Annotated in this window: 18 protein-coding genes and 1 pseudogene; 10 read left to right on the top strand and 9 right to left on the bottom strand. The window is 70.8% G+C overall.

The genetic code is table 11. The features are described 5' to 3' along the window. Positions 1–42: 42 nt before the first annotated feature. From pgm to AC1DX8_RS10590, 5 genes are read right to left on the bottom strand one after another with little or no spacing between them, the layout of a single operon-like run. The gene (gene pgm / locus AC1DX8_RS10610; RefSeq protein WP_477629889.1) at positions 43–1,686 is read right to left on the bottom strand and encodes a phosphoglucomutase (alpha-D-glucose-1,6-bisphosphate-dependent); all 1,644 of its coding nucleotides are present in this window, start codon (positions 1,684–1,686) and stop codon (positions 43–45) included. After that, the gene (gene glgB, locus AC1DX8_RS10605; RefSeq protein ID WP_477629888.1) at positions 1,683–4,385 is read right to left on the bottom strand and encodes a 1,4-alpha-glucan branching protein GlgB; all 2,703 of its coding nucleotides are present in this window, start codon (positions 4,383–4,385) and stop codon (positions 1,683–1,685) included. The genes pgm and glgB overlap by 4 nt, the downstream gene beginning before the upstream one ends. Further along, positions 4,382–5,821, bottom strand: a complete 1,440-nt coding sequence (locus tag AC1DX8_RS10600; protein WP_477629887.1) for a maltokinase N-terminal cap-like domain-containing protein — start codon at positions 5,819–5,821, stop codon at positions 4,382–4,384. The genes glgB and AC1DX8_RS10600 overlap by 4 nt, the downstream gene beginning before the upstream one ends. After that, on the bottom strand, positions 5,814–7,523 hold the full coding sequence (gene treS / locus AC1DX8_RS10595) for a maltose alpha-D-glucosyltransferase (RefSeq protein WP_477629886.1): 1,710 nt from the start codon (positions 7,521–7,523) through the stop codon (positions 5,814–5,816). Before treS ends, AC1DX8_RS10600 begins: the two co-directional genes overlap by 8 nt. Then, positions 7,523–9,601, bottom strand: a complete 2,079-nt coding sequence (locus AC1DX8_RS10590) for an alpha-1,4-glucan--maltose-1-phosphate maltosyltransferase (RefSeq protein ID WP_477629961.1) — start codon at positions 9,599–9,601, stop codon at positions 7,523–7,525. The genes treS and AC1DX8_RS10590 overlap by 1 nt, the downstream gene beginning before the upstream one ends. 155 nt (positions 9,602–9,756) lie before the next feature. On the opposite strand from AC1DX8_RS10590, the gene glgP reads away from it, so the two are divergent. Beyond that, positions 9,757–12,336: an alpha-glucan family phosphorylase gene (gene glgP, locus AC1DX8_RS10585; RefSeq protein ID WP_477629885.1), complete on the top strand. Its 2,580-nt coding sequence runs from the start codon at positions 9,757–9,759 to the stop codon at positions 12,334–12,336. Positions 12,337–12,497: 161 nt separating this feature from the next. Continuing rightward, positions 12,498–12,914 carry a hypothetical protein gene (locus AC1DX8_RS10580; RefSeq protein WP_477629884.1) on the top strand — a complete coding sequence of 139 codons (417 nt, stop codon included), beginning with the start codon at positions 12,498–12,500 and terminating at the stop codon, positions 12,912–12,914. 20 nt (positions 12,915–12,934) lie between these two features. Here the strand turns inward: AC1DX8_RS10580 and AC1DX8_RS10575 are convergent, their stop codons facing one another. Continuing rightward, positions 12,935–14,554 carry a vWA domain-containing protein gene (locus tag AC1DX8_RS10575; protein ID WP_477629883.1) on the bottom strand — a complete coding sequence of 540 codons (1,620 nt, stop codon included), beginning with the start codon at positions 14,552–14,554 and terminating at the stop codon, positions 12,935–12,937. 251 nt (positions 14,555–14,805) lie between these two features. On the opposite strand from AC1DX8_RS10575, the pseudogene AC1DX8_RS10570 reads away from it, so the two are divergent. Together AC1DX8_RS10570 and AC1DX8_RS10565 are read left to right on the top strand one after the other, a co-directional pair. Continuing rightward, positions 14,806–15,018: pseudogene (locus AC1DX8_RS10570) on the top strand (FAD-dependent monooxygenase); the annotation flags it as partial. Between the two features lie 74 nt (positions 15,019–15,092). Then, complete coding sequence (locus AC1DX8_RS10565; protein WP_477629882.1) at positions 15,093–16,304, top strand: FAD-dependent monooxygenase; 1,212 nt, start codon at positions 15,093–15,095, stop codon at positions 16,302–16,304. A gap of 12 nt (positions 16,305–16,316) precedes the next feature. On the opposite strand, the gene glgX is transcribed toward AC1DX8_RS10565, so the two are convergent. Beyond that, positions 16,317–18,473, bottom strand: a complete 2,157-nt coding sequence (glgX, locus tag AC1DX8_RS10560; protein ID WP_477629881.1) for a glycogen debranching protein GlgX — start codon at positions 18,471–18,473, stop codon at positions 16,317–16,319. 35 nt (positions 18,474–18,508) lie between these two features. On the opposite strand from glgX, the gene AC1DX8_RS10555 reads away from it, so the two are divergent. The 4 genes from AC1DX8_RS10555 (at position 18,509) to AC1DX8_RS10540 (ending at position 21,504) form a co-directional block, all read left to right on the top strand. Next, positions 18,509–18,997, top strand: a complete 489-nt coding sequence (locus AC1DX8_RS10555) for a hypothetical protein (protein WP_477629880.1) — start codon at positions 18,509–18,511, stop codon at positions 18,995–18,997. Further along, positions 18,994–19,788: an enoyl-CoA hydratase/isomerase family protein gene (locus AC1DX8_RS10550; RefSeq protein WP_477629879.1), complete on the top strand. Its 795-nt coding sequence runs from the start codon at positions 18,994–18,996 to the stop codon at positions 19,786–19,788. Before AC1DX8_RS10555 ends, AC1DX8_RS10550 begins: the two co-directional genes overlap by 4 nt. Positions 19,789–19,839: 51 nt before the next feature. Continuing rightward, positions 19,840–20,778, top strand: a complete 939-nt coding sequence (locus tag AC1DX8_RS10545; RefSeq protein ID WP_477629878.1) for a class I SAM-dependent methyltransferase — start codon at positions 19,840–19,842, stop codon at positions 20,776–20,778. A 69-nt stretch (positions 20,779–20,847) separates the two neighbouring features. Then, a complete protein-coding gene (locus AC1DX8_RS10540; RefSeq protein ID WP_477629877.1) occupies positions 20,848–21,504 on the top strand; it encodes an acyltransferase in 657 nt (218 codons plus the stop codon). A 64-nt stretch (positions 21,505–21,568) separates the two neighbouring features. Here AC1DX8_RS10540 and AC1DX8_RS10535 read toward each other — a convergent pair whose 3' ends face one another. Both AC1DX8_RS10535 and AC1DX8_RS10530 read right to left on the bottom strand, forming a co-directional pair. After that, positions 21,569–23,113 carry a 1,4-alpha-glucan branching protein domain-containing protein gene (locus AC1DX8_RS10535; protein ID WP_477629876.1) on the bottom strand — a complete coding sequence of 515 codons (1,545 nt, stop codon included), beginning with the start codon at positions 23,111–23,113 and terminating at the stop codon, positions 21,569–21,571. Continuing rightward, positions 23,110–23,550, bottom strand: coding sequence for an MmcQ/YjbR family DNA-binding protein (locus AC1DX8_RS10530; protein WP_477629875.1), 441 nt, complete (start codon positions 23,548–23,550; stop codon positions 23,110–23,112). Before AC1DX8_RS10530 ends, AC1DX8_RS10535 begins: the two co-directional genes overlap by 4 nt. A 95-nt stretch (positions 23,551–23,645) precedes the next feature. Between AC1DX8_RS10530 and AC1DX8_RS10525 the strand changes: the two genes are divergently transcribed. Both AC1DX8_RS10525 and arfB read left to right on the top strand, forming a co-directional pair. Further along, the gene (locus AC1DX8_RS10525; RefSeq protein WP_477629874.1) at positions 23,646–24,359 is read left to right on the top strand and encodes a VOC family protein; all 714 of its coding nucleotides are present in this window, start codon (positions 23,646–23,648) and stop codon (positions 24,357–24,359) included. Positions 24,360–24,433: 74 nt separating this feature from the next. Beyond that, positions 24,434–24,841 carry an alternative ribosome rescue aminoacyl-tRNA hydrolase ArfB gene (gene arfB / locus AC1DX8_RS10520; RefSeq protein WP_477629960.1) on the top strand — a complete coding sequence of 136 codons (408 nt, stop codon included), beginning with the start codon at positions 24,434–24,436 and terminating at the stop codon, positions 24,839–24,841. The last annotated feature ends 66 nt before the right edge of the window (positions 24,842–24,907 follow it).

Raw genomic sequence — 24,907 nt, 5'->3', positions numbered from 1 at the left:
TCCGGAGGATGCCTCCGAATTTCCGGCAACCGCCAAGCGACCTCAGCCGCCCAGCGCCGCCCCCACGACCTCCTTGGCCTCCGCCTGCACCTGCGCGAGGTGCTCAGGGCCCTGGAAGGACTCCGCGTAGATCTTGTAGACGTCCTCGGTGCCGGACGGACGGGCCGCGAACCAGGCGCTCGCGGTCGTCACCTTCAGCCCGCCGATGGCGGCGCCGTTGCCGGGGGCCTCGGTGAGCTTGGCGGTGATCGGCTCACCGGCGAGGGAGCTGGCCGCGACGTCGTCGGGGGACAGCGCCGCGAGCTTGGCCTTCTGCTCACGGTTGGCCGCCGCGTCGATGCGGGCGTAGGCCGGGTCGCCGTGCCTGGCCGTCAGCTCGCGGTAGTGCTGGCTGGGGCTCTGCCCGGTGGCCGCGAGGATCTCGGAGGCCAGCAGGGCCAGCAGGATGCCGTCCTTGTCGGTCGTCCAGGCCCTGCCGTCACGACGCAGGAACGAGGCGCCGGCCGACTCCTCGCCGCCGAAGCCGAAGCTGCCGTCGATGAGGCCGGGGACGAACCACTTGAAGCCAACTGGCACCTCGACCAGGCGACCGCCCACGTCTGCGGCGACGCGGTCGATCATCGAGGAGGACACCAGCGTCTTGCCGATCGCCGCGTCCCCGGGCCAATCGGGCCGGGCGCCGCCGAAGAGGTACTGGATGGCGACAGCCAGGAAGTGGTTGGGGTTCATCAGGCCACCGTCGGGGGTGACGATCCCGTGGCGGTCCGAGTCGGCGTCGTTACCGGTGGCGATGTCGTACTCGTCCTTGCGCGCGATGAGGGAGGCCATCGCCGACGGGGACGAGCAGTCCATCCGGATCTTGCCGTCCCAGTCGAGCGTCATGAACCGCCACGTCGGGTCGACCAGCGGGTTGACGACGGTCAGGTCGAGCCCGTGCCGGTCGGCGATCTCGCCCCAGTAGTGGACCGAGGCACCACCCAACGGGTCGGCACCGATCCGGACCCCGGCGTCCTTGATCCGCTGGAGGTCGACGACGTGGGGCAGGTCGTCGACGTAGGTGCCCAGGAAGTCGTACGGCTGCGCGTGCGCGCGGGCCCGGCTGAACGGCATACGGCGGACGCCCTCGAGACCACCGGCGATCAGCTCGTTCGCACGGGCCGCGATCACCTTGGTCGCATCACTGTCGGCGGGACCACCGTGCGGCGGGTTGTACTTGAACCCGCCGTCGGAGGGTGGGTTGTGCGAGGGGGTGACGACGATGCCGTCGGCGAGGACCGGACCGGTGGTGCGGCCCTCGTTGGCGCGGATGATCGCGTGGCTCACGGCGGGCGTCGGGGTGTAGCCGTCGCGGTCGTCGACGAGCACGATGACGTCGTTGGCCGCCAGCACCTCGAGGGCGCTGGCCCATGCCGGCTCCGACAGGCCGTGGGTGTCGCGCCCGATGAACAGCGGTCCGTCGTAGCCCTGCGACCTGCGGTAGTCGCAGATCGCCTGCGTCGTGGCGAGGATGTGCGCCTCGTTGAAGGCGGTCTTCAGGCTCGACCCCCGGTGCCCGGAGGTGCCGAACGCGACCTGCTGGTCGACGTCCTCGGGGTCGGGGGAGAGCGTGTAGTAGGCGGTGACCAGATGGGCGACGTCGACCAGGTCCGAGGGCTGGGCGAGCTGTCCTGCGCGCGGGTCGCTCATCGGTCTCCGCCTTCCTCGAGTCGGCCTTCCACGACGGCACCTTCCACGACCGCACCTTCCACGAGCCTGTCGTCGACGGGCGCGAGGTAGATGGCCGACAGGGCGGCGACGCGCACCTCGACCGACCACGGCTGGCCGTTCGCTCCGTGCTCCTGCGCCGTCACGACCACCTCGGCCTGGCTCGGTGTCCCGAACTCGTCGTAGCCGCTGGTGTCGAGGATGACCTTCCAGTCCCCGGGACGCGGCACGCCGATCCGCAGCGGGTCGCGGGCCAGGCCGCCGAAGTTCACGGCGACCGCGACCACCGGACCCTGGCGGTCCTGGGTCCCGAAACGCAAGTAGGAGTAAGTGTTCCACGCGTTGTCATCGGCGTTGAGCCACTCGAAACCGGCCGGGTCGGAGTCCAGCGCCCACAGCGCGGGGTTGTCGCGGTAGACGCGGTTGAGCTCCTTGACCAGGTTGTGCACCCGGTAGTGGGCGGCGTGGTCGAGCAGCCACCAGTCGAGCTGTCGCCCGTCGGCCCACTCGGCCTCCTGGGCGAACTCCGTGCCCATGAAGATCAGCTGCTTGCCGGGGTGGCTCCAGATGTAGGCGAGGAACGCCCGCACCGTGGCGAGCTGGTCGTAGCGGCTGCCGGGCGCCTTGCGCAGCAGCGACCCCTTGCCGTGGACCACTTCGTCGTGGCTGATGGGCAGCAGGTAGTTCTCGCTGTAGGCGTACATGAGCGAGAAGGTCAGCAGGTGGTGGTGGTACTGCCGGTGGATGGGGTCCTCCTTGAGGTACTTCAAGGAGTCGTTCATCCAGCCCATGTTCCACTTCAGCCCGAAGCCCAGGCCGCCGGTGTCGGTCGGCTTGGTGACGCCCGGCCACGACGTGGACTCCTCCGCGATCGTGACGATCCCGGGCACCCGCTTGTATGCCGTGGCGTTGGCCTCCTGGAGCAGGCCCACCGCCTCGAGGTTCTCGCGACCGCCGTGGATGTTGGGGACCCACTCGCCGTCCTTGCGGGCGTAGTCGAGGTAGAGCATCGAGGCGACGCCGTCGACCCGCAGGCCGTCGACGTGGAACTCCTCCATCCAGTACACCGCGTTGGCCACGAGGAAGTTGCGCACCTGCATCCGGCCGAAGTCGAAGATGTAGGAGCCCCACTCCGGGTGCCAGCCCTTGCGCGGGTCGGGGTGCTCGTAGAGCGGGAGGCCGTCGAACCTGGCCAGCGCCCAGGGGTCGGTGGCGAAGTGCCCGGGCACCCAGTCGAGGATCACCCCGATCCCGGCCTGGTGCAAGCGGTCCACCAGGTAGCGGAAGTCGTCGGGCCGCCCGAACCGTGCACTCGGTGCGTAGTAGCTCGTGACGTGGTAGCCCCACGACGGCGGGTAGGGGTGCTCCATCACGGGCATGAACTCGACGTGCGTGAACCCGAGGTCGGCGACGTAGTTGACCAGGTGCTCGGCCAGGTCGCGGTAGCCGTGGCCGCTGCGCCACGAGCCGAGGTGCACCTCGTAGACGCTCATCGGCGACTTGTGGGCGTCGCTGCCGGCGCGCTGCTGCATCCACGCGTCGTCGCTCCAGCTGTAGCGGGACTGGACGACCGAGGACGCCCGACCCGGCGGGAGCTCGGTCGCCCGGGCCATCGGGTCGGCCTTCTCGCGAACCTTGCCGTCGGCGCCGCGCACGAGGAACTTGTAGAGCGTGCCGTCGCCGACACCGGGGACGAACAGCTCCCAGACGCCGGACTCGCCCAACAGCCGCATGGCGTGGCTGCGGGTGTCCCAGCTGTTGAAGTCACCCGCCACGTGGACGGCCTGGGCGCGGGGTGCCCACACGGCGAACGAGGTGCCGACCACGGTGCCCATCGGCCCCGGGTACTCGCGGACGTGGGCGCCCAGGACGGTCCAGAGCTCCTCGTGGCGACCCTCGCCGATGAGGTGCAGGTCGATCGGCCCGAGCGTGGGGGCGAACCGGTAGGGGTCGTCCATCTCGTGCTCGATGCCATCGGCGTAGGCCACGAGCAGTCGGTAGTCCTGGGTCTCGGTGGCACCGACGCGCATCCCGCCCCAGACGCCGTCGGACTCGTGGAGGAGCTCGATCCGCTCGCCGTCCTGGAAGCGCACGCCGACCGAAGAGGCGAACGGCTTGTAGGTGCGGACGAGCAGGCCGTCCTCCTCGAGGTGGTGACCGAGCAGGTCGTGCGGCTGCTGGTGGCGGCCGTCCGCGAGCGCGCGGATCGCCTCCTCGGGGGTCGACGGTGTCGGCACCGGCTCGGGGACGCGCTCCACGGGCGGCTCGACCGGCGGCTCCGCCGCACGACGCGCCGCCGAGCGACTCGTCGGCGTCTCGGCAGGCGTGGCGTCGGCCGGGTCGGGCAGGCCGAACCACCCACGGGCCGGCTCCTCACCGGGCGGGGTCTCCTCGGGCTCAACCGCCGCCTCGGGCTCAGCCGCCGCCTCGGGCTCAGCCGGCACCTCGGGCTCAGCCGGCGCCTCGGGCTCAGCCGGCGCCTCCTCGACCGGTGACTCCCGAGTCTTTGCAGGATCCGACGGGGTGSGGTCCGTCGGATCACTCAAAGACTCCGGGGTGGCCGGGGTCTCGTCGACCGCCGGGGTGGCCGGGGTGGCCGGGGTCTCGGGGACCACCGGGGTGTCGGTGGCGTCGTGCTGGGAGGCGTTCTTCTGCTTCTTCTTGCCGAACCGTGGACTCACGTCAGGTCCTTCCTCGCGTCGTCGAGCAGTCGGACCACGGCAGCCGTGGGGATGGTCAGCCAGGTGGGCCGGTTGCGGGCTTCGTACACGACCTCGTAGAGCGCCTTGTCGAGCTGGAAGGCGATGAGCAGCGCGGCGTCCTCGCGCGGGTCGCGTCCGCACTCCGCGGCATACCCGTCGAGGAAGGCGCGCTGCGCGCTCTCGGCCCAGTCGCGCGCGCTGCCCCCGGGGTGGGACTGCTCCCACGACCCCGCGGCGTAGTCGAACGAGCGGAGCATGCCGGCGATGTCACGCACCGCGAGGTCGGGCCGCATGCGTTCGGAGAGGGGGCGCAGCGGCTCGCCCTCGAAGTCGAGCAGCACCCAGCCGCGACCGTCCACCTTGAGCACCTGGCCGAGGTGGTAGTCGCCGTGGATCCGTTGCAGCGCAGGCCAGCTCGCGTTCACGGCGCGGTCGACGACATCAGCGATGCGGTGCTCGTAGGCGGCCAGGGCGGGCACCTCGGAGGCGGCGGCGACATAGCGGGCGCGCATGCCTGCCGCCACGCTGGCGATGGTCTCCGGCGACACCGGCTCGGTGGGCAGGATCTCCGCCAGGCGGGCGTGCACCTCCGCGGTGGCCGCGCCGAGCTGGCGGGCCGACTCGGCGAAGTCCTCGTGGGCGCCGACGGCACGCAGTGCCACCCGCCAGGCATCTTCGGTGCCGGGGAAGAACTCCTGCGCGAACGCCAGGTGGCCCCGGGAGGGCTCGTCGCCCGCCACGACCGATGGCCAGGCCGCGCTCACGGTGCCCACCATGGTCGGCACCCGCGTCGAGCCGGCCTCGGACAGTGCGCCCTGCACGGTCACGTCGGGGTTCTCGCCCGACTGGAGCATGCGAAACACCTTGCAAATCAACGGTTTCGGGCCGCCATCGGCGTCGGTGCAGTCGAACACGATCGAGGTGTTGGACTGCTCACCGGACAGCACCTTGGAGGACCGCAGGCTGGTCTCGGTCGTCCATGACGGATGCCGCCGGGGGACGACGTCCGGTTCGACGGTGTCGGACTCGCTGCCGGCCTGGGGAACGGCCTGCTCCAGGACCAGCGCGAGGAGCTGCGCGGCGTAGACCGGGTCGTGCGGCCCGTCATAGACCCAGCGCGGTCCGAGGACGCTGTGCTCCATCGTGCCGACCAGGGCCTGTTGGCCGCCCTCCAGTGGCGCGCCGCGGTAGGTGAGCGGCACCTGGTAGACGACTGGCTCGCTGCCTCCCTCGTCGACGACGACCAGCGTCTCGATGCCCACCTTCCCTGCGGGGTCGTCGAGGCGCCAGGACCACAGCTTGCGCAGCACCGGGAGCCGTCCCTTGGCGGCATACCAGCGCTGGCGCGCCATCCAGGGCGCCACGAGCTCGAGCTTCGTGGGCGAGATCGTGGCGTCCTCGTGGATCTCAGCCATGTGCCGCACCCGGCACCAGACGGAGCCAGAAGAAGTCACGGGAGCCGAGGGTGAGCGTGATGGTGCCGTCGTCGCCGATCTTCGGGAACCCCTGACCACCGAAGAGGTCCTCGAGGTGGGCGCCCCGGAACTCGTCGGGGACGCGCACCGTCGTGGCCTGCGGACGGCTCGCGAGGTTGTTGACGCACAGCACGGCCTCGGAGTCGTTGTTGCCGTCGTGGTCCCACGTCACGCGCAGGAAGGACAGCACCGCCTCGTTGTCCGACGGGCAGACCTCGAAGTCACCGAGCCCGAAGACGGGGTGGCGCTTGCGGATCTCGAGCATCGCCCGCACCCAGTGCAGCAACGAGGAGCTGCTCGCCATCTGGGCTTCGACGTTGACGTTGTTGTAGTGGTAGACGAGCGACGACACGACCGGCAGGTAGAGCTTGCCGGGGTCGGCCGCCGAGAAGCCCGCGTTGCGGTCAGGCGTCCACTGCATCGGGGTGCGGACGGCGTCGCGGTCGTTGAGCCAGATGTTGTCGCCCATGCCGATCTCGTCGCCGTAGTAGAGGCACGGTGACCCCGGCAGCGAGAGCAGCAGCGCGTGGATCAGCTCGATCTCGGCCCGGCTGTTGTCCAGCAGCGGTGACAGCCGTCGCCGGATGCCGACGTTGGCCCGCATCCGCGGGTCGGGTGCGTACCAGCCGTACATCGCGGTGCGCTGCTCCGGCGTGACCATCTCGAGGGTGAGCTCGTCGTGGTTGCGCAGGAACGTGCCCCACTGCGTGCCCGCCGGCTTGTCGGGGGTGTCGGCCATGACGTCGACGATCGGCGCGGCCTTCTCCTCGCGCAGGGAGTAGTAGAGCATCGGCATGACGGGGAAGTGGAAGCACATCTGGCACTCCGGCTCCTCCTCGGTGCCGAAGTAGTCCACGACGTCGGCCGGGGGCTGGTTCGCCTCGGCCAGCAGGATCCGCCCCGGGTACTCGGTGTCGACCATCTTGCGGAGCTTGGCCAGGAACTGGTGGGTCTTCGGGTGGTTCTCGCAGTTGTGGCCTTCCTCCTCGTAGAGGTAGGGGACCGCGTCGAGCCGGAACCCGTCGATGCCCATGTCCATCCAGAACCGGACGACGTCGAACATCGCCTCGTGGACGGCCGGGTTCTCGAAGTTGAGGTCGGGCTGGTGGGAGAAGAACCGGTGCCAGAAGAACTGCCGCCGCACCGGGTCGAAGGTCCAGTTCGAGACCTCGGTGTCGATGAAGATGATGCGGGCGTCCGAGTAGGGCTCGTCGGTGTCGGACCACACGTAGAAGTCGCCGAACGGTCCCTCGGGGTCGGAGCGCGAGGCCTGGAACCAGGGGTGCGCGTCGCTGGTGTGGTTCATCACGAAGTCGGTGATGACCCGTATGCCGCGGGCGTGCGCCTGCGACACCAGCTCCTGGAAGTCGGGGAGCGTGCCGAACTCGGGCAGGACCGCGGTGTAGTCGGCGATGTCGTAGCCACCGTCGCGCAGCGGTGAGGCGTAGAAGGGCGGCAACCACAGGCAGTCGACGCCGAGCCAGGCGAGGTAGTCGAGCCGGCCCATCAGCCCGGTGAAGTCACCGGAGCCCGAGCCCTTGGAGTCGCCGAACGCGCGGACGAGGACCTCGTAGAAGACGGCGGTCTTGAACCACTCGGGGTCGTTCTTGAGCCCGGGCTGGGCGAGGTTGAGACCCTGCATCAGAACCTCCGGATGGCGACGATGTGGACGGGCTCGGTCTCGGGCCCGAGTCTGACGTAGACGTGCTCGCCCCAGTGCCACGAGGCGCCGGTCAGGAGGTCCTGCGCGGCGATGCCGTCGTGGTAGTCGAGCCCGAGCGCCGGCATCGCCAGGTGCACGGTCGACTCGCGGGTGCTGTGCGGGTCGAGGTTCGCGACGACCACGACGGTGTCCTCGGTGCCGTCGGGGAGCACGCGCCGCTTCGAGAACGCCATGATGTTCTCGTCGTCGACGTGGTGGAACGTGATGTTGCGCAGCCAGTGCAGGGCGGGGTGCTCGCGGCGGATCTCGTTGAGCCGGGTGAGGTAACCGGCCAGTGACTGGCCCTCCTTGACCCCGCCGGGCTCGTAGTCCTCCCACCGGCGGTTCTTGTACTGGTACTTCTCGTTGTCGATCTGCTCCTCGGCACCGGGCCGGGCGACGTGCTCGATCAGCTCGTAGCCGGCGTAGATGCCGTAGGTGGGGACCAGCGTCGCGGCCAGGGCTGCGCGGAGCTTCCACGCTGCCGGCCCGCCGAACTGCATGTAGGGCGTGAGGATGTCGTGGGTGGTCGGCCAGAACGACGGGCGCATGTATGCCGCCGCGTCACCCGAGAGCTCGGTGAGGTACTCCTCGAGCTCCCACTTCTGGTTGCGCCACGCGTAGTAGGTGTAGGACTGCTGGAAGCCGGTCTTGGCCAACGTGTGCATCATGGCCGGCTTGGTGAACGCCTCGGCCAGCCAGATCACCTCAGGGTGGTCGCGCGCCACGTCGTCGATCAGCCACTGCCAGAACTCCACCGGCTTGGTGTGGGGGTTGTCGACGCGGAAGATCTTGACGCCGTGGTCGATCCACACCTGGATCACCCGGCGCATCTCGGCGTAGGACCCCGCGGGGTCGTTGTCGAAGAAGAGCGGGTAGATGTCCTGGTACTTCTTCGGCGGGTTCTCGGCGTAGGCGATGGTGCCGTCAGCGCGGTGCTTGAACCACTCGGGGTGCGTCGTGACGTAGGGGTGGTCGGGGGAGGCCTGGAGGGCGATGTCCATCGCGACCTCGAGGCCGAGCTCCTCGGCCTGCGCCACGAAGAAGTCGAAGTCGTCGAAGGTGCCGAGGTCGGGGTGGATGGCGTCGTGGCCGCCGTCGGCGCTGCCGATGCCATAGGGGCTGCCCGGGTCGTCGGGACCGGCCTCGAGGGTGTTGTTGGGCCCCTTGCGGTTGGTGGTCCCGATCGGGTGGATCGGCGTCAGGTAGACGACGTCGAAGCCCATCCGCGCGATCGCGGGCAGCCGTTTCGCCGCGGTGCGGAGGGTGCCGGAGGTCCACCTGCCGGTCTCGGGGTCCTGCCCCGCACCTTCGCTGCGGGGGAAGATCTCGTACCACGCGCCATACAGGGCACGCTCCCGCTCCACGAGCAACGGGTATGCCGCGGACGGGCTCACGTGCTCGCGCAGCGGGCGGGCGGCCAGCTCGGCCCGCACCGACGGGTCGGTGCCGGCGTGGAGGCGGGCGAGCGGGGGGCGGCGGGTGTCGCGCAGGGCGGTGACCGCGTCGGCGAGGACGGCCTTCTGGTCCTTGGTGCGCTTGACCTCGGCCAGGGCCCGCTCGAGGGTGCGCGCGCCCTCCTCGAGCATGAGCTCGGCGTCGATGTTGGCCGCGACCTTGATGCTCGCGTCGTGGTCCCACGTGCCGTAGGGGTCGGACCACCCCTCGACGCGGTAGGACCACCACCCCTCGACGTCGGGCTCGACGACGGCGGCCCAGGTGTTCAGGCCGGGGTTGACGGAGGTCATGGCGGTCACCCGCTCGGTCCCGTCGGGCGCCACGAGGACGACCGACGCGTTGACGGCGTCGTGACCCTCGCGGAAGACGGTGGCACCGATGGTGAACTGCTCGCCCACGACCGCCTTGGCGGGGCGGGCGCCGTCGTCCACGACGGGGCTGATCCCCTGGACCGGGATCCGGCCGATGGGGACCTGGGGGTGCGAGGTCGTCGGTGCCTTGGTCACCGGAGGTCGTTGGCCGGTGCTGCCGGCGCTGGGTGCGTCAGGAGGGCTGGGCATGGCTGCCGGTGGCTTCGCTGTCACGCGCCCGACGCTACTCGGTCGGCCGGTCCCGCACCTCCCCACGTGCGGAGATGGACACGGCTCTGAAAATTCTTGAAAGTTCTGCAAGAACGCGTCATTCAGATTGGCCCGGAGGCCTTAGGATGCCCCACGTGAAGGCGATCCGACGCTTCAGCGTCCGTACTGTCCTGCCCGCGCCCATCGCCGCCCTCGGCGACCTGGCGAGCAACCTGCGGTGGTCCTGGCACCCACCCACGCGAGACCTGTTCCAGCGCATCGACCCGCAGCGCTGGGACAAGGTGCGCAAGGACCCCGTCCGCCTGCTGTCGGCGCTGTCGCCGCAGGAGCTGAGCGACCTCGCCGGCGACGCCGAGTTCGTCTCGGCCGTCGCTGCTGCCAAGGCCGACCTCGACACCTACCTGACCGAACCGCGCTGGTTCCAGGCCTGGGCCGACGAGGTGGAGGGCGGCGCCCCCAAGGCGATCGGGTACTTCAGCCCCGAGTTCGGTATCACCGAGGTGCTGCCGCAGTACTCCGGTGGCCTCGGCATCCTCGCTGGTGACCACCTGAAGACGGCGTCCGACCTCGGCGTGCCGATCGTCGGTGTCGGCCTGTTCTACAAGACCGGCTACTTCAAGCAGAGCCTCAACCGCGACGGTTGGCAGCAGGAGACCTACCCGGTGCTCGACCCGGACGGCCTGCCGCTGAGCCTGCTCCGGGAGGAGGACGGCACCCCGTGCGTCATCAGCCTCGACCTGCCCGGCGGGCGCGAGCTGCACGCCCACGTCCTCAAGGCGCAGGTCGGCCGCGTGCCGCTGCTCCTGCTCGACTCCGACGTGCCCGACAACGACGAGGCCGCCCGCAACATCACCAACCGCCTCTACGGCGGCGGCGGCGAGCAGCGCCTGCAGCAGGAGATGCTCCTCGGCATCGGCGGTGTCCGGGCCCTGCGCCTCTGGTCGCGACTGACCGGTGCGCCGACCCCGGACGTCTACCACACCAACGAGGGCCACGCCGGGTTCCTCGGCGTCGAGCGGATCCACGAGCTGACGAAGTCGGCCGGGCTCAGCTTCGACGAGGCCCTCGAGGCCGTGCGCGCCGCCACCGTGTTCACGACGCACACTCCCGTGCCCGCCGGCATCGACCGGTTCGAGGCCGACCTGATCACCCGCCACTTCGGCGGCGACCGTGCGGTCGAGGGCGTGCCCGTCGAGCGGCTCCTCGCCCTCGGGGCGGAGGACTACCCGGGTGGCCAGGCCGGCATGTTCAACATGGCGGTCATGGGTCTGCGCCTCGGCCAGCGCGCCAACGGCGTCTCCAAGCTCCACGGCGTCGTCAGCCGCGGGATGTTCGACGGCCTGTGGCCGGGCTTCGACGACGACGAGGTGCCGATCTCCAGCGTCACCAACGGTGTCCACGCCGGCACCTGGGTGGACCGCAAGGTCTACGAGGTCGCCGCCAAGCACCTCGGCACCACCGACATCGAGCGCGACAACGCCTGGGACCGGATCGGTGACGTGCCCCGCACCGCGATCTGGGCCACCAAGCGCGAGATGCGCGAGCAGCTCGTCAAGGAGGCCCGCCGCCGCACCAAGTCCTCGTGGAAGAAGCGCGGCGCCAGCCCCGCCGAGCTCGGCTGGGTCGAGGACATCCTCGACCCCGACGTGCTGACCATCGGGTTCGCCCGGCGCGTGCCGACCTACAAGCGGCTCACGCTCATGCTGCGCGACCCCGACCGGCTCAAGCGCCTCCTGCTCGACGAGAAGCGCCCGATCCAGCTCGTCATCGCCGGCAAGTCGCACCCCGCCGACGAGACCGGCAAGCAGCTCATCCAGCAGATGGTGCGCTTCGCCGACGACCCGGAGATCCGCCACCGCATCGTGTTCCTCCCGAACTACGACATCGCCATGGCGCAGTACCTCTACCCGGGCTGCGACGTCTGGCTCAACAACCCGCTCCGCCCGTTCGAGGCCTGTGGCACCTCCGGCATGAAGGCCGCCCTCAACGGTGGCCTCAACCTGTCGATCCTCGATGGCTGGTGGGACGAGTGGTTCGACGGTGAGAACGGTTGGGCCATCCCGACCGCCGACGGCGTCGAGGACGCCGAGCGTCGCGACGACATCGAGGCCGCGGCCCTCTACGACCTCATCGAGAACTCGGTCGCGCCGCGGTTCTACGACGTCGACGCCGAGGGCCTGCCGCAGAACTGGATCTCGATGATCACGCACACGCTGGCGACGCTGGGCCCGAAGGTCCTCGCGAGCCGCATGGTGCGCGACTACACGACCCAGCTCTACGGTCCCGCCGCCCGCGCCGGCTGGGCGCTCAACGGCGAGACGTTCGAGGGCGCTCGTGACCTGGCCGCCTACAAGGCCAAGGTCAGGACCGCCTGGCCGAACGTCCACGTCGACCACGTCGAGTCCACCGGCGTCGGCGACAGCCCGGAGATCGGCGAGACGCTGCACGTCAACGCCTACGTCACCCTCGGTGCCCTCAGCCCCGACGACGTCGACGTCCAGGTCGTCTACGGCACGGCTCGTGACTCCGACGAGCTGCGCGACGTGGTCAGCGAGTCGCTCCACTTCGTCGAGTCCTACGAGGGTGGTCGCCACCACTTCGCCGGTGACCTGGCGCTGTCCCGCACCGGGTCGTTCGGCTACACCGTCCGCGTGCTGCCGAAGCACTCCGGGCTCGCCAGCACCAGCGAGCTGGGGCTGGTCGCCAACGCCTGAGGCCCCACCCCAAGCACGGTATGCCGGCCCGCGGACTCCGCGGGCCGGCATACCTGTGTCTGTGGACAAGCGGCGCCTCTCGGCGCCGTACCTGGAGGCCGTGGCCGACCAGCGGCACGGGGTGCATGACGTCCCCCCAGGGGAGTTCGTAGGCTGTGGCCATGGAAGCCGGCGACCTGGCCGCTCACGTGACGCAGCTGGACGCGCTGGACGCCGCAGCGAACGTCCACTGTGCCGGCCGTGGCTACACCGTCGTGGCGAGCACCCAGACCAGGGATGGCTATCGCGCGCTGTCGATCGAGGTCCCGGGCAAGGAGGGGCTGGCTCGCTTGGCCTACAACGGCGAGGTCTTCTCCCTGTCGTTTTCCGGGGGGTACGGCTGGGCGGAGTTCGCCTACCGTGACGAGGACCGAGTGGACGCCTTGCACGACATCCTGGGCTTCCTCGATGCGTACTCGTCCGGGGAGACGAGAGAGGTCACCGTGCGCCGACGGCTTCGGCGCGATCGCCGCGAGCTCCACGTCAGCAACGGCGCCGTCCTGCGCCGCCGGGGCTGGAGCTCAGGGCCGACTGGTTAGCGGGCGCGCACCCGGGCGCCTCATGAGGTGGCCAGCTGCACGAGGCGCACCAGCTCGGTGACGTCACGGTCGCCGTCGAGTGCCTGGGGCAGGGCAGCGGCCTCCTCACGGAGCTCGCCCGTGCTGACCCACTCCGACCACGGGCCGCTGGTGAGGTGGTCGGTCAGCATCGCGACGACCAGGTCCTGTCGCAGGCGTGGCGAGGCGTGGTCGAGGGTCCGGGCGCACTCGGCGTCGCGGAGCTCACGGGTCCGTTCGATCGCACGGCCCCCGGCGTCGAGGTAGCGGACCGTGGCCTTGACGAAGGACCCGTCGCCCGCGTCCTCTCGCAGCTTGACGTCATCGCGCAGCTCGACGTCATACAGGGCGGTCGTCGTGTGCCCGGCGAAGACCTCGCCACCGTCGACGGAGTCGTTGCGGAAGTCCTGGTCTGCCACGTCGCGGTTCTCGTAGCCGAGCAGCCGGTAGCCACGGACCTGCTGCGGGTCGAACTCGACCTGCGCCTTGGCGTCCGTCGCGGCGACCACGAGCGAACCGGTGAGCCCCGTCGCGAACACCCGCTCGGCCTCCGCTGCCGTGTCGACGTAGACGTGCCAGCCGTCGCCCTGGTCGGCCAGCTGCTCCAGGAGGTGGTCGTTGTAGTCCTCGATGCCGACCCCCACCGAGATGAGCTTGGTCCCCGCGCGCGCCTGGGCGCTGATCCGGTCGAGGATCTCGCTCGCCCCCGTTGCCCCGACGTTGGCGACACCGTCGCTGACGAGGACGACGCGCGACATCCTGCCCTTGCGCTGCATGGACTGGGCGAGGTCGTAGCCGAGGGACAGGCCGGCCTCGGCGTTGGTCGACGCCTGCGGCTGCAGCGAGTCGATGGCCTGCTCGATCGCCCGACGGTGGGAGGCCTCGGTCGGCTCGAGGGCCACCTCCGCCTCGGTCGAATAACACACCATGGCAACGCGATCCGTCGCACGAAGCGATGCGGCCAGCGTCCTCAGGGCACCCTTCGTCGTCTCCATCTTGTTGGCCTCGTTCATCGACCCCGAGCAGTCCACGACGAGGACGAGGTCGACATCCGTGCGCGACTCGGAGTCGGCGGTCGCGCTGCTGATGCCGACCCTGACCAGACGGTGCCCCGCGCGGAAGGGGAGCGCCGCCGCGTCGATGCTCACGTCGAGCCCCTCGCGAGGCGCCTCGTAGCCCTGCTCGAAGTAGTTCACGAACTCCTCGGTGCGCACCTCGTCCGGCGAGATCGAGGTGCCCTGGTTCACGGCGTCACGAAACCGCGTGTAGGCGCCGGTGTCGATGTCGAGCGCGAAGGTGGACTGGGCATCCTTGCGCGGGTCCGTCATGCCCGGGTCGCCGGCCGACTGTCCGTCAAGGGAAGCCGTTGGCTCGTCTGGGGAGGCGCCACCGTTGGGTCCGGGAGCCACGGATCCGTTGCCACCGTTGGCATTCCCGCCATTGCTACCGGTGTTGCTACCGGTGTTTCCCCCGGTGTTGCTGCCGCTGCTGTGGCCGTTGTGGTTCGGCCCGGCGGACGCTCCGTCATTCCCCTGACCTCCGCTGCAGGCGGTCACGGCCAGGGTGATCGCGGTGGCCACTGCGACGGTGGCGATGGGCCGGCTGACTCTCGGTGCTGCCATGGTGGTGCCCCCTTGCATCAGTCCCGGAGCGAGGTCCCCGGATGTGCGTTGGACCGAAGGTAGGAGCAGACGGTTGCCTCGCACAGCGATGGTTACCGGGACGTGACCGTGCCGATGGTCATTCGTGTCCGCAGGCCCCGCGGCGTGACCCGGCGGTGATCGTCGAGTGACCCCACCGTGACCGACATCAGCCCCACGACCGGCACGGACCTCTCGACCGCTGGCGACCCTCACGACCGGTGGTGACTGGCATGATCGACGGCGAGATGAGCCAGCGCGAGACAACCCGGGTCGAACCGAACGACGTGACCATCGTCGGTGCCGGCCCGACGGGCCTGGTGCTGGCGGGTGAGCTCGCGTTGGCGGGGGTTGGCGTCGCCGTCCTCGAACGCCGTCCGACCCCGGACCTCGTCGGCACCCGAGCCCGCGGGTTCCACGCGCGGACGGTCGAGCTCTTCGACCAGCGTGGCATCGCCGACCGCTTCCTCGCCGAGGGCACGACCTTCCAGGCGATGAGCTTCGCCGGTACCCCCTCGACGTGGCCGCCCTCCCGTCCCGCCACCCGTACACCGTGGGCCTGTCGCAGGGGCAGGTCGAACGCATCCTGCGTGGCTGGGTCGAGGAGCTCGGGGTGCCGCTCCGCTTCGGTGTCGACGTCATCGGTCTGGGGCAGGACGACTCCGGCGTCGACGTGCACCTCGCGGACGGCAGCGAGCTGCGAACCTCCTACCTCGTCGGCGCCGACGGCGGCCGCAGCGTGGTGCGCAAGGCGGTGGGCATCGAGCTCGTCGGTGCGCCGGCCACTCGAAGCCACCTCATCGCCGAGGGCGAGCTGTCCAATCAGCCGCCCACCGGCATACGCCACGACGACGTCGGGATCCACGGCATCAACCTCGTGGAGGGCAGCACGTTCGGCATGGTCGTCACCGAGCGCCGTCTCGTCCACGGCGCCGAGCCCACGCTCGCGGACCTCAGTGCTGCCCTGACAGACGTCTACGGCACGGACTTCGGCATCCACGACCTGTCGTGGATCTCGCGCTTCACCGACGCCACCCTGCAGGCGACCGACTACCGACGGGGCCGGGTGCTCATCGCGGGGGATGCCGCGCACGTCCACCCGCCGACCGGGGGCCAGGGAATCGGGCTGGGCGTGCAGGACGCGGTGAACCTCGGGTGGAAGCTGGCGCAGGTGGCCCACGGTGTCTCGCCGGCGTCGCTGCTCGACACCTACGTCGCCGAGCGCCACCCCGCCACGTCCCGGGTCCTGCGCAACGTGATGACGCAGGCGCTCCTCCAGCGGGGTGACGCACGCACCGAGGCGGTGCGGGAGACCTTCACCGCGGTCCTCGGCTCGGACGTCCCGCGCACGCAGCTGGCCGGGCTCCTGTCCGGGCTCGACGTGGCCTACGACCTCGGCGGCGACCACCCCCTGGTGGGTCGCCGCGTGCCCGACCTCGACCTCGTCACCCCAGCTGGGCCGCGACGCGTGTTCGAGCTGCTCCACGAGGCCCGGCCCGTGCTGCTCAACCTCGGCGCGCTCGACCACCTCGGGGCGAGCCGGTGGGCGGACCGGGTCAGGCAGGTCGACGCCACCTGCTCAGCCTCGTGGGTGCTGCCGGTCATCGGGACGGTCGCCGCTCCGTCGGCGGTGCTGATCCGCCCCGATGGTCACGTGGCGTGGGTCGGCGACGGCACGGCAGCAGGCCTCGACGACGCCCTCACGGCCTGGTGCGGGCTGCCTGCAGGCTGACCACGGCCCGGGTCAGGTCGAGTCGGCCGCGCGGTAGACCCGGAGGCAGGTCGGCCCGACCTCGACCGGTCCCGGGAGCGTGGGTTCGCCTGGGGCGCTCGGCCGCTCCTCGGTGGAGTCCCAGAGCAGCTGGTATGCCGTGAGCCCCGGCACAGCGGGAAGGGTCACCTTCCCGGCCTCGGGAGAGCCGTGCAGCACGACCAGCACGGAGGCGTGCCCGATCCACGCGCCGTTGAGGAGCATCTGGAGGGTGCGGGTCGCTGGGTCCTCCCACCGGCCGTTCGCCATCGGCTCGCCCTCGATGTCGAACCACGCGAGGTCGGTCGAGCCGTCCTCGTGGACCTCGCGACCGGTGAAGAAGGTGCGCTGCCGCAGCACGGGGTGGTCGGCGCGCAGCCCGGTGAGGAACCGCGTCGTGGCGAGCAGGTCCTGCTGCCACGGGTCGAGGGCCCACGAGAACCACGAGGTGGGGTTGTCCTGGCAGTAGGGGTTGTTGTTGCCGCCCTGGCTCCGGCCGAACTCGTCTCCCGCGTTGAGCATCGGCACCCCGGTGGCGAGCAGGGTCGTGGCGAGGAGATTGCGCACCGAGCGCCGTCGCAGCTCCTCCACCTCGGGCTCGGCCAGGCCCGTCTCGGGGCCCTCGATGCCGTGGTTCCACGACCGGTTGTTGTCGGTGCCGTCACGGTTGCCCTCGCCGTTGGGCCCGTTGTGCTTGGCGTTGTAGCGGGTCAGGTCCGCGGTGGTGAAGCCGTCGTGCGCCGCGACGAAGTTGACCGAGGCGACCGGGCCGCGGTCCCGCGAGCCGAACAGGTCCTGCGACCCGGCGAGTCGGGTGGCGAGCTCGCGCACCCCGTGTCCCTGGTGGTGACCTGCCGTCTGCGCCTTGAGGTCGTCGAGCCAGAAGGTGCGCACGGAGTCGCGGAAGCGGTCGTTCCACTCGGCGAACGGAGGGGGGAACTGGCCGGTGCGCCAGCCGTGGATGCCGACGTCCCAGGGCTCGGCGATGAGCTTGACCCGCGAGAGGACCGGGTCGGTGCGCAGCGCCACCAGGAAGGGGTGGTTCGGGTCGTAGTCGTCGTTCTGCCCGCGACCGAGCGCGACGGCGAGGTCGAACCGGAAGCCGTCCACGTGGCACTCGTTCACCCAGTACCGCAGCGAGTCGAGCACCATCTTGCAGACCATCGCGTGGCGCAGGTCGAGGGTGTTGCCGCAGCCGGTGACGTCGATGTCCTGGCCGCGCTCGTCGAGCCGGTAGTAGGCCCGGTTGTCGAGTCCCCGCCACGACAGCGACGCCCCCGTGCGCCCGGACTGCTCGGCGGTGTGGTTGTAGACGACGTCGAGGAGCACCTCGATGCCTTCGGCGTGGAGCAACCGCACCATGCCCTTGAACTCGTCGAGCGCCCCCTGGGGGTCGGTCGTCGAGGCGTAGAACGAGTGGGGCGCGAAGAAGCCCAGCGTGTTGTAGCCCCAGTGGTTCGTCAGGCCCCGCTGGACCACCTCGGGCTCGGACGTGAAGGCGTGCACGGGGAGCAGCTCGACGGCGGTGACGCCCAGCGCCTTGAGGTGCGCGATGACGGACGGGTGGCACAGGCCGGCATACGTGCCGCGCAGGTGCTCGGGCACGTCGGGGTGCAGCATCGTCAGGCTCCGCACATGCGCCTCGTAGACCACCGTGTCGGCGAGCGGGGTGTGTGGCGGCGCGTCGGCGCCCCAGTCGAAGGCCTCGTCGACCACGACGCAGCGCGGGACCGAGGCCGCGCTGTCGGTGGCACTCCGCACGAGGTCGTCACCCTTGAGCCGGTCGTCCACGCGGTGCGCGAACACCTCGGGCGTCCACGCGACGTCGCCCTCGATCGCGCGGGCGTAGGGGTCGAGCAGGAGCTTCGCGGGGTTGTAGCGCAACCCCTCGGCAGGGCGCCACGGTCCGTCGGCCCGGAGGCCGTACCGCTGACCCGCGCCGACCCCGGGGAGGAAGCCGAACCAGATGCCGTGGGTGCGCTCGGTGAGGGGCAGGCGACGCTCCGAGCTGCCGTCAGTGTCGCCCGCGTCGAAGAGGCAGACCTCCACCGAGTCGGCGTGACCTGCGTAGACGGCGAACTCGGCTCCACCGTCGACGAGGGTCATGCCCAGGGTGGGAGGAAGGTCACGCGGGCGCGTGGCAGGCGACATGGCCCTCAGCCTAGGCAGTGGTTACGGTTGGGCACATGACGGATCCGACTTCGCTGCCCAACTTCCCGCCCCCCGCGAACGAACACCCCCTGCGCGGCCGGGTCCTGGACGCCCTGATCGACCAGTCCCTCGCGCCCAACGTGGACAACGACGGCGACGTCGCGTTCACCGTGCAGGACCAGCAGCTGTTCGTGCGCTGCACCGAGGGCGACTTCCAGATCATGCGGGTCTTCGGGCAGTGGGCGATCAGCGACGCGGTGCCGAGCGACCCGCTGACCCGCCTCGCCACCTGCAACGAGATCACCCTGCAGATGAACGTCGTGAAGGCCGGGCTGGCCAACGACACCCTCGTGGTCACCAGCGAGCACATCGTCGACCAGAGCAGCGATGTCCCCGCCCTGGTCAACGTCTCCATCCAGCTGGTCCTCGCGGGCGTGCAGATGTGGCACGAGCGGATCATGGGTGGCGGCGAGGACACCGGCCCCGGCGCCGGCCAGCCTGCACCCGGGGGAGACCCGGCATGAGCGACGGCAGCACCGCCGGCGTCGTCTCCCTCGAGGTCGAGGGCGGGATCGCCACCATCCGACTCAACCGTCCTCCGATGAACGCCCTCAACGCCGAGGTCCAGTCGGCCCTGTCCGCGGCGGCGGTCGAGGCCGGGCAGCGCCGCGACGTCGCCGGGGTCGTCCTCTACGGCGGCGAGAAGGTCTTCGCCGCCGGTGCGGACATCAAGGAGATGGAGCGGATGTCCTACACGGACATGGCCGACCACGCCGGCGCGCTCCAGGACTTCACCCGCACCCTCTCGCGGATCCCCAAGCCGACCGTGGCCGCCATCACGGGCTACGCGCTCGGTGGTGGCTGCGAGGTGGCCCTCGCCTGCGACTTCCGCGTGGCCGCCAAGAACGCCAAGCTCGGCCAGCCCGAGATCCTGCTCGGCATCATCCCGGGCGCCGGCGGCACCCAGCGCCTGGCCCGTCTCGTGGGCCCGGCCAAGGCCAAGGACATCGTCTTCTCCGGACGGTTCGTCTCGGCCGACGAGGCGCTCGCGATCGGTCTGGTCGACGAGGTCGTCGAGGCCGAGGACGTGTATGCCGCCGCGAAGGCGCGGCTGGCGCCGTACGTCGGCGGTCCCGCCTACGCGATCCGCGCCGCCAAGGAGGCCATCGACCGCGGCCTCGAGACCGACCTCGAGACCGGGCTGGAGATCGAGCGCATGCTGTTCACCGGCCTGTTCGCCACGAAGGACCGTGAGATCGGGATGAGGTCGTTCGTCGAGAACGGACCCGGCAAGGCGAAGTTCGAGGGCGCCTGACCCATGTCGTCCACCCCCCTGAGTCGCTCGGTACCAGGCGCCGACGCCCCCATGCCGGCGGCGACGGCCGAGCAGGTCGCTGCGGCCTACGCCGACAACAAGCTGGCCCAGGTGCTCTACCACGACTGGGAGGCGCAGACCTACGACGACAAGTGGTCGATCTCGTTCGACGAGCGCTGCACCGACTACGCGCGTGACCGGTTCCACGCGATCACGGGCACGCCCGACCCCCTGCCGTACGGCACGGCACTCGAGCTGGGCGCTGGCACCGGCTTCTTCTCGCTCAACCTCAAGCAGGCCGGGATCCTCGACGAGGTCCACGTCACCGACCTGTCGCCCGGCATGGTCGAGGCGGCCAGGGCGAACGCCGAGGCGCTGGGCTTCACCGTCCAGGGCCGCGTCGCCGACGCCGAGCGAATTCCCTACGACGACAACACCTTCGACGTCGTCGTCGGTCACGCCGTCATCCACCACATCCCCGACGTCGAGGCGGCGTTCCGAGAGGTCCTGCGGGTGCTCAAGCCCGGTGGTCGGTTCGTCATCGCGGGGGAGCCCACCCGGGTGGGGGACTGGTACGCCCGTCAGCTCGGGCGCCTGACGTGGAAGGCGACCACGGCCGTCACCCACCTCACCCCCCTGAGGGACAGGTGGGGCAAGGACCAGGAGGCCCTGGACGAGTCCTCCCGGGCGGCGGCCCTGGAGGCCGTCGTCGACCTGCACACCTTCGACCCGGACGAGCTGGCCCGGATGGCCCTGCGCGCGGGTGCCGTGGGAGTGCGCACCCAGACCGAGGAGCTGACCGCGGCGTTCCTGGGCTGGCCGGTCCGCACCTTCGAGGCCGCCGTCAAGCCGGGCGCCCTCGGTTGGGGCTGGGCGATGTTCGCCTACGGCTCGTGGAAGCGGCTCTCCGCGGTCGACCGGGTGCTGGCCAAGGTGGTCCCGGCGCGGCTCTTCTACAACGTCGGGATCACCGGCGTGAAGCCGCGCTGAGGGTCGCACCAGCCAGCCGAGCACAGCGTTACTACCGCACCGAGACGAACGCACCGAGACGAGCCACCCGTGACCTCTGCAGCCAATGCGGACATGTCCCCGGCCGACCATGGCGAGCGCGGCCCCTCCGGCCTGCCCCGGCCGGTGGCCTGGGTGCGCTGGGTGGTCTGGGCGGTGGCCAACCGTGCCTTCACCCGTCACCACCTGGCGAGCTACTTCCGGATGGCGCGCGCGAGCGCCCGCTACCCGTCCCTGCGGTTCGAGGGCCCGTGCTTCATCGGGCCGGACGTCCGGTTCGAGGTCCGCGAGGGGTACGGCCGTCTGGTGGTCGGTGCCTACACGCACTTCGGCGCGCACGCCCGGGTCCGCGCCCACGAGGGAACGCTGCGGATCGGGTCGAAGTCGGTCGTCGGCATCCGCAACACCATCAACTGCTGGATCGACATCTCGATCGGTCAGGCGTGCCTCTTCGGCGACGACGTCTACATCTGCGACTTCGACCACGTGACGACCTCGCTCGACGTCCCCATCAAGGACCAGGGCATCGTGAAGTCGCCGGTGCGCATCGGCGACGACGTCTGGCTCGGCACCAAGGTGGTGGTCACGCGGGGGGTCGACATCGGCGACCAGTGCGTAGTCGCGGCCTCAGCCGTCGCCCGGGGTGACTACCCGCCACGGTCGGTCGTGGCCGGCATACCAGGCAAGGTCGTCCGCACCCGGGAGTAGGCAAGGACAGGCGGGGCGGCGCCCGCGGCAGATGGTGAACCACACGGTGCAGACGGGGAGTCGCCTAGATCTCGGCGTAGTCGGCGGACTGTCCCAGGCGGGCATCGAGGGCCGGAAAGGCGTTGTCCCGCAACGCTTGCCGTCGTGACTCCTCGACAGCGGCATCGCGCCGTCCGTCCTCGATGAGCTGGGCCAGGACGTGGAAGTCACGGCGGTGCTCATCGGCCCTGCGCCGGGCGTAGTCGACCGACTGCCCCCGCGTGACCAGGAAGGCCCAGTCGCTCGACAGCGCGTGCCACAGCGTCTGCAGGAGCTGGTCGAGGTCGGGGCGTCGGGTCTGCAGCCGACCGGCGGCGCGTTCGCGGCCGATGACGTCGAGCCACCGCCGCTGGAGCCACTCGTTCTCGTGCGCGATCTGGCGCACGGCCGGCCCGTCCCACACCGAGTAGTCCTTGCCCGCCCCCCACGAACCCGGCGCCAGGTCGAGCTCGCCGGCGACGTGGCCCTGCGCGAGGGCCTTCTCGAGCGTGGTCACCGTGATGCCGGCGCGCCTCAGGGCGCGGATCGCCTTGCCGACGAACGCCGGACCCTCGTGCCACCAGTGGCCGAAGAGCTCGGTGTCGTATGCCGCGACGACGAGTCCCGGCTCCCCACGCACCTCGTGGGCGTGGAGGAGCTGGTCGCGGACGGCGTCCACGAAGTGCGCCACGTCGTGGTCGACCTGTTCACGGGCGTCGTCCGGGTCGTAGGGCCGCTTGCGGCCCACGTCGACGTCGGGTTCGGTGATCGCCCACAACCGGATGCCGGTGAGCTCCTCGCGGGCGTGGAAGTCGCGGTAGGCGGGGGAGGCCGGGTAGCCGCTGCGCGAGGACCAGATGAGGTTGGTGACCTCGAGGTTGCGTGGCACCGCCACCAGCGCGGTGCCGGCCACCCGCCACGCGGCATGGGGGTGGCCGCCTGAGTCGCGCACCGTCTGCTCGTCGACCACGAAGTGGCTGATGCCGGCGTCGACGAACCGCTGCGCCAGCGCGGGGTGCCAACCGCACTCCGGTGACCAGATGCCGCGCGGGCGCTCGCCGAGTCGCCAGACGCTGTCGGACAGTCCCGCCTCGAGCGCGAGCCCCGCGATCTCCGGCAGGAGCAGTGGGAGGAACGGGTGGGCGCTCGGTCCGCCGAGGAGCTCGACCACGCCCGCGTTGCGCAGCCCGCGCAGCACCGGCGCCCCACCCGCCCGCCAACGCGAGTCGAGCAGGCGCGCGGCGCCGACTGCCCCGGCATACTCGCGTTCGGCTGTCGAGCGGCGGTGCGGGTCGGGGTCGAAGCCCATCTCGCGCGCCCGCAGGCCCCACAGACCGGCCCACGTCGCGGCGTCGCGACGCATGCGGGGGTCGTCGAGCTGGGCGGCGAGCACGGGGGTCACGCCCAGGGTCAGGATGTCCCGATGTCCTTCTGCGGCCAGGGAGTCCAGCTCCGCCACGAGGGGCACGTAGGACTCGACCCAGGCCTGGAAGAGCCACTCCTCGCCCAGTGGCCAGACCCCGTGGCCGGGGAGCCAGGGCAGGTGGGAGTGCAGGACCAGGCAGAAGGCCCCCGGCACGGGTGGAGTCACAAGCGACCAGTGTGCCGCACGGCTCRGGGCGGGGGTTGGACGAGGCGCGCGAGCTTCGTGGGGGCCATGAGGCAGTAGCTGTCGGCCAGCAGCTCGACCACCTCGTCCCAGTCGGTGTCGTCGTMGATCACCATCCCGACGACGTGGGGGCTCCAGTCCGGCTTGTAGAACGGCAGACCCGAGTGGACCAGGGCCTCGAGCTCCTCACCCGAGGAGCGGAAGGTGATCACGTCGGCGGGGCTGCCCAGCCGCGCGGCCAGCCCGAACACCGAGCCGCCGCGGGGGTCGACGTGGGCGAGGTGGGCGAAGGTGCGCTGACGGATCCGCCAGCGCACCCCGATCCAGGCATCCTGCTCGTGGGCCTCGGGGAGCGCGAGGCAGATCGCCGCGACCCGTGCCACGAGGGCCGGGTCGAGATCGTCGGCGACGCCTCCCACGGTCGGGACCCTAGCCGCGCCCACCGACAGCACCGGGCCGCGCGGTGCAGGGAAACCCTGTTGCCCGATCCTCGTCCGCGTGACACGGTGCGGGGATGTCTTCCACGCTGGTCGCCGTCGACTTCGACGCACACGACCCCGCAGCGCTGGCGCGGTTCTGGGGAGGCCTCCTCGACCGTCCGGTGGGGGAGCGGGGCGGCGGACTGCTCCTCGCCGGCGACGACGCCCAGGTGGGCCTGCGCTTCGTCACGAGCGCCACGGAGAAGTTGGGTCGCAACCGGATCCACCTGCACCTCACCAGCACCGACGAGGACGACCTGCGTCGGGTCGTGGACACCGCGCTCGCCCACGGCGCCCGCCACCTCGACGTCGGCCAGCTCCCCGAGGAGGGGCACGTCGTCCTCGAGGACCCGGAGGGCAACGAGCTCTGTGTCATCCCACCGGACAGCTCGTTCCTGGCGGGCTGCGGCGTCCTGGGCGAGCTGGCCTGCGACGGCAGCCGCGACGTGGGGGTGTTCTGGAGCGAGGCACTCGGCTGGCCACTCGTGTGGGACCAGGACGAGGAGACGGCGGTCCAGTCCCCCAGCGGCGGAACCAAGGTGGCCTGGGGCGGGCCGCCGCTGGCACCCAAGCCCGCACGAAACCGCCAGCGACTCGTGCTGTCCACCACGGACGACCACGACGCCGAGGTCGCTCGCCTCCTCTCGCTCGGTGCCACCCGACTCGACGACTGGGACGTGGCCGGCCGCGAGGGAGGCGGCACGACCCTGGCCGACCCCGACGGCAACGAGCTGCGCCTCCTCCCGTGATCACCGCATCCAGCGGGCGGCCACAGCCGGGTGCCCCGCTCCGGCTGCCCGCCGGTCCCGGGCTCCGCCATGGCATGGTCATCGACGCCGGCGAGCTGGTCGAGCGGTTCTCCCGTTCGTCCGGCCCGGGCGGACAAGGTGTGAACACGACGGACAGCCGGGTCGAGCTCGACTTCGACCCGTCGACGTCGCGAGCGGTCGCCGCCCTGCCCGAGTCCACCCGCGATCGCCTGCTGGAGCGCCTCGCGCCCAGGCTCGTGGGCGGACGGCTGGTCATCGTCGCGTCGGAGCACCGCTCCCAACGGCAGAACCGGGTGGTGGCGCGGCAGCGACTCGTCAGGATCCTGCGCGAGGCCGCCGCTCCCGAACCGCCGACCCGTCGCCCCACCCGGCCGACCCAGGGATCGCAACGGCGCCGGGTCGAGGCCAAGAAGCGCCGCGGTCAGCTCAAGTCCGGCCGCCGCAGCGTCGACGACGGCTGACCGGAGGTCAGGCTCGGGCTTGAGAAACCCTTGAGAAATCGCTGCCACGGTGGAGATGGTCAGTCC

It is taken from the genome of Pedococcus sp. P2_A3, from assembly GCF_056405035.1.
This window is presented reverse-complemented; position numbering and strand designations above follow the sequence as displayed.